The 6613-nt window shown below is 67.6% G+C and carries 9 protein-coding genes; 2 read left to right on the plus strand and 7 right to left on the minus strand.

What is annotated here, in order from left to right; genetic code table 11:
• The 5 genes from ACRDUX_RS31495 to pyrR all read right to left on the minus strand — a co-directional run.
• Positions 1-518: carbamoyl-phosphate synthase domain-containing protein (locus tag ACRDUX_RS31495; RefSeq protein WP_526419877.1), on the minus strand; the 518-nt coding region annotated here is incomplete at its 3' end.
• Positions 515-1015: a PH-like domain-containing protein gene (locus tag ACRDUX_RS31500; RefSeq protein ID WP_526419879.1), complete on the minus strand. Its 501-nt coding sequence runs from the start codon at positions 1013-1015 to the stop codon at positions 515-517. The genes ACRDUX_RS31495 and ACRDUX_RS31500, both read right to left, overlap by 4 nt.
• Positions 1012-2319: a dihydroorotase gene (locus tag ACRDUX_RS31505; protein ID WP_526419881.1), complete on the minus strand. Its 1308-nt coding sequence runs from the start codon at positions 2317-2319 to the stop codon at positions 1012-1014. Before ACRDUX_RS31505 ends, ACRDUX_RS31500 begins: the two co-directional genes overlap by 4 nt.
• Complete coding sequence (locus ACRDUX_RS31510; RefSeq protein WP_526419883.1) at positions 2316-3275, minus strand: aspartate carbamoyltransferase catalytic subunit; 960 nt, start codon at positions 3273-3275, stop codon at positions 2316-2318. The genes ACRDUX_RS31505 and ACRDUX_RS31510 overlap by 4 nt, the downstream gene beginning before the upstream one ends.
• Positions 3272-3844 carry a bifunctional pyr operon transcriptional regulator/uracil phosphoribosyltransferase PyrR gene (gene pyrR, locus ACRDUX_RS31515; protein ID WP_526419884.1) on the minus strand — a complete coding sequence of 191 codons (573 nt, stop codon included), beginning with the start codon at positions 3842-3844 and terminating at the stop codon, positions 3272-3274. The genes ACRDUX_RS31510 and pyrR overlap by 4 nt, the downstream gene beginning before the upstream one ends.
• A 114-nt stretch (positions 3845-3958) precedes the next feature.
• Here pyrR and ACRDUX_RS31520 point away from each other — a divergent pair, with 114 nt between their 5' ends.
• The gene (locus tag ACRDUX_RS31520; protein ID WP_526419886.1) at positions 3959-5167 is read left to right on the plus strand and encodes a serine hydrolase domain-containing protein; all 1209 of its coding nucleotides are present in this window, start codon (positions 3959-3961) and stop codon (positions 5165-5167) included.
• Between the two features lie 68 nt (positions 5168-5235).
• On the opposite strand, the gene ACRDUX_RS31525 is transcribed toward ACRDUX_RS31520, so the two are convergent.
• Complete coding sequence (locus ACRDUX_RS31525) at positions 5236-5541, minus strand: SDR family NAD(P)-dependent oxidoreductase (RefSeq protein WP_526419888.1); 306 nt, start codon at positions 5539-5541, stop codon at positions 5236-5238.
• Positions 5542-5611: 70 nt separating this feature from the next.
• On the minus strand, positions 5612-6304 hold the full coding sequence (locus tag ACRDUX_RS31530; RefSeq protein WP_526419890.1) for an SDR family NAD(P)-dependent oxidoreductase: 693 nt from the start codon (positions 6302-6304) through the stop codon (positions 5612-5614).
• Between the two features lie 80 nt (positions 6305-6384).
• Between ACRDUX_RS31530 and ACRDUX_RS31535 the strand changes: the two genes are divergently transcribed.
• On the plus strand, positions 6385-6613 hold a 229-nt coding region (locus ACRDUX_RS31535), incomplete at its 3' end, for an FAD-dependent oxidoreductase (RefSeq protein ID WP_526419892.1).

A 6613-nucleotide genomic window follows, 5' to 3' on the forward strand; every position in this document is an offset into this window, starting at 1 on the left:
ACGTAGGTCGCCGGGGTACTGACCTCCCCTGCGAGATCGGCGCCCAGCATCGACGGCTGGCTGCGCACACGACTCAGCAGCTCGTCGACCTCGGCGAGCGCGTCACCGGAGAAGACTCCCGCCTTCATCGAGCCGGCAGAACGCAGATGGCGCACGACCGCGCGAGTGTCGATCCCGGCGATCCCGACGATTCCCTGGCGAACGAGCTCGTCGTCGAGCGTTCCGGTGGCCCGCCAGTTCGAGGCTCGCGGCGACGGATCCCGGACCGCATAGCCGGCGACCCAGATCTTGTCGCCACGACTTTCGCCGTCCTCACCGTTCCACCCCGTGTTGCCGATCTGTGGCGCCGTCGCGACCACGATCTGCCCGTGATAGCTCGGGTCGGTCAGGGTCTCCTGATACCCGGACATCCCGGTCGAGAACACCGCCTCCCCCAGGGTCTGCCCGACGGCGCCAAAGGCGGTGCCCGTGAACGTCCGTCCGTCGTCAAGGACCAAGACGGCCTTCGAGCCCGTCATGCAGCCTCCTCTACCCAGTTGGCGAGCTCGCGGCGGTCGTCGCCGCGGAACCCGGTGTCGATCTCGGTACCCGACGGCAGCTTCCAGCGGATCGCGAGGATGCCGTCGTACGTGAGGGCCTTGCCCGCGATACCCCGCTCGGTCCTGATCGCCGTGATCGATTCGTCGGGGATCCAGATCGGCCCTGCGCCGCTTCGCTGCACCATGATTCCCTCTGGGTAGCGGGTCAGCACCGCCTTGCTCCGGAATCCCAGGTCGCCCACGGCGATCCGGTTCTGCCAGCTCGGCGCAATCGTGCTTCCGACATAGAGGCCCTTGGTCGCCGGGACGATCGCGGGCCCGACGGTGTCGGGCAGTGGCGGAAGCGTGCCGATCATCTCCGCCTGCCGCTGCGCCCGGTGCAACCAGCCGCGAAGAATCTGCCGGATGAAGAACGCGATCAGCACCGCCAGCAGCGCAGCCATGATGAGGCAGGCGATCAGCGTGGGGGTATTCATGCTGGACTCTTCCCGTCGCGTGCGGTCACCTTGCCGCGCAACAACGTCAACGTCACCGCCGCGGGCAGGGTCATGGCCTCGTACGGAGTGTTGTCCGATCGGCTGGCGAGTTCGGCACCGCTGACGGTCCAGGTCGCATCGGGGTCGACGACCGTCAGGTTGGCTGGCTCGCCGACCTCGAGCGGCCTGCCCTGGTCGGGCAGGCCGACGATGCTGGCGGGCGCCTCACTCATGACCCTCGCGACGTCGCGCCAGGTGATCAGGCCAGGTCGCACCATCGCTTCGACGACCACCGACAGCGCGGTCTGAAGACCGAGCATGCCGGGCCGCGCAACGGCGAACTCGCACATCTTCTCGTGCTCGGCGTGCGGCGCGTGATCGGTGGCCACGCAGTCGATGACCCCATCGGCGAGCGCCTGCCGCAATGCCACCGCATCGCTGGCCTCGCGCAGCGGCGGGTTGACGCGGTTGCGACCGTCGTAGGTCTGCAACCTTTCGTCGTCGAGAAGCAGATGATGCGGTGTGACCTCGGCGGTGATCGAAATGCCTTGTTCCTTGGCCCATCTGACGAGTTCGACGGTGCCCGCGGTGGAAGCGTGGCAGATGTGCACACGCGCACCGGCGTCGCGGGCGAGGATCGCGTCGCGGGCGACGATTGACTCCTCGGCGGAGCGCGGCCAGCCCGCCAGTCCAAGTCGGGCGGCGTTCGGTCCCTCGTGAGCGACGGCGTCGACCGTGAGGCGCGGCTCCTCGGCGTGCTGGGCGATGAGCACGCCGATGCCGCTGGCGTACTCGAGCGCACGCCGCATGACGAGCGGGTCGTGCACGCAGCTGCCGTCATCGGAGAACATCCGCACCCGACCCACCCCGGCTGCCATCAGGCCCATCTCGGTCAGCTGCGTACCCTTCAGCCCGACCGTGACGGCGCCAACCGGATGCACGTCCACCAGGCCGACCTCTTGTCCGCGGTGCCAAACGTGGTCGGTGACGACGGGGCTGTCGGCCACGGGATCCGTGTTGGCCATGGCGAACACCGCGGTGAATCCGCCGAGAGCCGCTGCCGCCGAGCCGGTTTCGATGTCCTCGGCGTACTCGCGGCCGGGCTCGCGCAGGTGGGTGTGCAGATCGACGAAGCCGGGCAGCAGGACCTTGCCGTTCGCATCGACGACGTCGGCGTCGTCGGGCGCCACGAGGTTCGCACCGATGTCGGCGATCTGCCCGTCGTCGACAAGTACGTCGACGGGGTCACCTTCGCCGTAGAGGCGTACCCCTTTGATCAGGATCGGAGGGCCGGGTTGGGTCATGCATTCACCCCTACTGCCTCTGTGCCGGCACCGACCAGCAGGTGGAAGAGCACCGCCATCCGGACGTGGACACCATTCGAAACCTGTTGCAGCACCGCGGATTGCGATGAGTCGGCCACCGAGGACGCGATCTCCATGCCGCGCAGCATCGGTCCAGGGTGCAGGACAACGGCGTGGGCCGAGAGCTTGGCCGATCGCTTCTCGGAGAGTCCGTAGAGCACCGAGTACTCCCTGGCCGACGGGAAGAACCCGCCGTTCATCCGCTCGGCCTGCACCCGCAGCATCAGCACCGAGTCGGCCGCGGGCAGTTCGGCGTCGAGGTCACCGGACACGGTGACCGGCCACGTCTCCACCCCCACCGGCAGCAAGGTCGGTGGTGCGACGAGCACCACCTCCGCGCCGAGGGTCGACAGCAGCAGCACGTTCGACCGCGCCACCCGACTGTGCAGCACGTCGCCGACGATGACGACGCGCTTGCCCTCGATGGAGCCGAGTCGCTGGCGGATGGTCAGCGCGTCCAGCAGTGCCTGGGTGGGGTGCTCGTGTGTGCCGTCACCGGCGTTGATCACGCTGGGACCGGAGTCGTCGTCCTCGGCGGTCCACTCCGCGAGTTGTTGCGCCGCACCCGAAGCGGGATGCCTGATGATCAGCGCATCGGCGCCGGCCGCGCGCAGCGTGAGGGCGGTGTCGCGCAGCGACTCACCCTTGGCCACCGAGGATCCGGACGAGCTCACGTTGATCACGTCGGCACTCATCCACTTGCCCGCGACCTCGAACGACACCCGGGTCCGCGTCGAGTTCTCGTAGAACATCGTGATGACTGTGCGACCCCGCAGCGTGGGCAGCTTCTTGACCTCGCGGCCTAGCAGCGCCTGACTGAACCGGTCGGCGTCGTCGAGGATCGCCGTCGCCTCGTCGCGCGACAGGTCGGCGGCCGAGAGAAGATGTCTGGTCATCGCAGGGGGCCCCCAGTGTTGGCGATCAGCACACCGTCTCGACCGTCGTGTTCGGCCAACAGGACCTTGATGTTGTCGCTGCGGGAGGTGGGCACGTTCTTGCCGACGTAGTCGGCGCGCAACGGCAGTTCCCGGTGACCGCGGTCGACCAGGGCGGCCAACTGCACTGCGCGCGGCCTGCCAACGTCGCGCAGGGCGTCCAGAGCGGCCCGCACGGTGCGGCCGGAATACAGCACGTCGTCGACCAGGACAACCACCGCGTCGTCCACGCCGCCGTCGGGAATCGAGGTGTCCTCCAACGGGCGCGGCGGCTTGAAGTTCAGGTCGTCGCGGTAGAGCGTGACGTCCAGTGATCCAGCGGGCACCGCAACCGAGGAGAACTCGGTGATGTGGTGCGCGAGTCGCGCGGCCAACGTGACGCCGCGAGTTGGGATGCCGAGCAGGACCACGCGTGGCGCGTCGGGACCGTCGAGCGCGGTCTTCTCGATGATTTGATGAGCGATGCGGGAGATGGTCCGGCTCACATCTGCGGCGGACATCAATTCCCGGTCGGGGCTGGCGGCAGCCATAACTGACCTGGACCTCCTTCTCCGCCTCTCGGGACGGATCGTTAAAGGACGTCGAACTTCCGCGGCAGCTTAGCACCCGCGTCCGCGCCTCTGGTCGCTGACTAGGCTGGCCCGGTGAATCTCGACGGTAACCAGACGTCCATCCGCGAGGCGATCGACGCCGGGCTGCTCGCAGGCGCCGTCACTCTGGTGTGGCAGGGCGGCAAGGTGTTGCAGGTCAACGAACTCGGCTTTTCCGACGTCCACGCCGGATTGCGGATGCAGCGCGACACCATCTTCCGGATCGCGTCGATGAGCAAGCCGGTGACGGTGGCCGCCGCGATGTCGATGATCGAAGAGGGCGCGTTCGCGCTTACCGATCCCGTCGCACCCCATGTGCCCGAGCTCGCCGATCTTCGCGTGATGGCCGACGTGTCCGGGCCGCTGGAGGCGACCGTGCCCCTGCGCAGACCGATCACGTTCGACGACCTGATGACGCACCGCAGCGGGCTTGCGTACGCGTTCTCGGTCGGCCCGCCATTGAGCCGGGCGTACGGCAAGTTGATGTTCAGGCAGGATCAGGACCGGTGGCTCGCCGAAGTGGCGACGCTGCCATTGGCCCACCAGCCCGGTGAGCGCCTGACCTACAGTCACGCCACCGACGTGCTGGGCATCGCCCTGTCCAGGATCGCAGGCAAGCCGCTCGCGGAGGTGCTGGCGACCCGGATTCTCGAACCTCTCGGCATGTCCGACACCGGTTTCGCGGTCAGCGTGCAGGGGCGCAGGCGTGCGGCCACCATGTACCAACTCGACGAGACCGGCACGCTGCGCGACGACGTGATGGGACCCGCGCCTGTGACGCTACCGACGTTCTGCGCGGGCGGCGCCGGACTGTGGTCGACGGCCGACGACTACCTCGCCTTCGCCCGCATGCTGCTCGGTGGTGGTGAGGTCGACGGTGTGCGGGTGCTCTCGGAAGAGTCGGTACGGCTGATGCGCACCGACCGGCTGACCGACGAACAGAAGAAGTTTCCGTTCCTGGGCATGCCGTTCTGGCGAGGTCGCGGCTTCGGTCTGAACCTGTCGGTGGTGACCGATGCCGCGCAGTCCCGTCAGCTGTACGGGCCCGGCGGCCTTGGCACCTTCAGTTGGCCCGGCGCCTACGGCACGTGGTGGCAGGCCGACCCCTCGGCGGACCTCGTCATCCTGTACCTCATTCAGAACCTGCCCGATCTGAGCTCGGATGCGGCGGCTGCGGCGGTGGCGGGCAATACCTCACTGGCCAAGTTGCAGGCGGCTCAGCCGCGCTTCGTGCGCCGCACCTACGAGGCGCTCGACACCTAGCGATTCGTGCACGCGGGACCGTGCCCACCGCGGGTTTACGTGCACGAATCGCGAGCGACGGGCAAGACTCAGGCCGAGGCGCGCAACGCGGTGCCCTCGGCGCGCACGACGGTGTCGATCCGTCCGAACCTCTCCATCACCCGCTCGGTGACGCGGCTCCACTGGCGTTGGTCGTTGACGTCGGCCGCGATCACCATCACGCGATCAGCGGAGTGTCCGTGCATCACGCTCACCGCGGCGCCGGGATGTCGAGCCACTACGGCGACTCGCCGCCCGTCGGCCAATGAGCTGCACGCCATTCGGCGGCCGGCGTCGGTGTCGCCGTCCAGCACGATGACGACAGTGCTCGTCGTGGAAACCGTCTCGCGGATCATGACATCAGTGAACGCCCGCGACCTTGGCGCCCGATGTGGGTCGGCTACGCGATGCCCTAGAACCGAGTCGTCACCACGGCACGACGTCATTCCGGTAGTCGAGGAACTGCAGACCGCCTTCGCCCTCGTGGGCGACGATCGTGTCGACGACACCGGGGATGCTGTCCTCGACGGTCAGTTGCGCGTCGGGTCCACCGAGTTCGGTCTTGACGTGACCGGGATTGATCAGCAGCAGCGTCCGCGGATCATCGGCGTGACGGGCCGCGAAGCTGCGGAACAGCTGATTGAGCGCCGACTTGCTGGCCCGGTAGACCTCGTGTCCGCCCCTGGTGTTCTGCGAGATGCTGCCCTGTCGCGACGACATGATGCCGATGGTTCCCGAATCGGGCACCAGATCCTGGAGTGATTCGACGACGCGCAGCGGGCTGAGGGCGTTGGTGACCATGACCTCGATGAAGCTTTCGGTGCTCACGTCGGCGACGGGGATGTCGCCCTGCGTTATCGCAGCGTTGACGAACAGCAGGTCGAGGCTTCTGCCGGAAAGCCGGTCGTGCAGCGCGGCGATCTGAGCGGGGACCGTCATGTCGAGCGTTTCGATCTCGAGCCGCTCGTGCGCGTCCAACTCGTGCAGCTGCGTCCGACTCTCGCCACGCACGGTGGCGATGACCCGCCACCCGCGCCGCAGGAACTCCGCTGCCATGGCGAACCCGAGCCCCTTGGACGCCCCGACGATCAGTGCAGTGTGACTCCGTTGTTCGGTCATGCCTCAGTAAGCAATCCAGGACCTCGATTTCATCCGGACCACCGTTGCCCAACGAATGCGTATGGCATACGCTTTCGGCTATGACGCAGCCGACCGTGTTGATCAGTGGCGCCGGTATCGCGGGACCAGCGTTGGCACACCGGCTTACTGGCAACGGCTACCGCGTGGTGATCGTCGAACTCGCCCCTGTCATCCGGCCCGGCGGCCAAACAGTCGACCTACGCGGCGCGGGCCGAGGTGTCGTCGAGCGCATGGGACTGCTCGACCAAATGGTCGACCGCTCGCTCGCACAGCGCGGCGCCCCATGGG

It is taken from the genome of Mycobacterium sp. (assembly GCF_050701675.1).
GTDB lineage: Bacteria > Actinomycetota > Actinomycetes > Mycobacteriales > Mycobacteriaceae > Mycobacterium.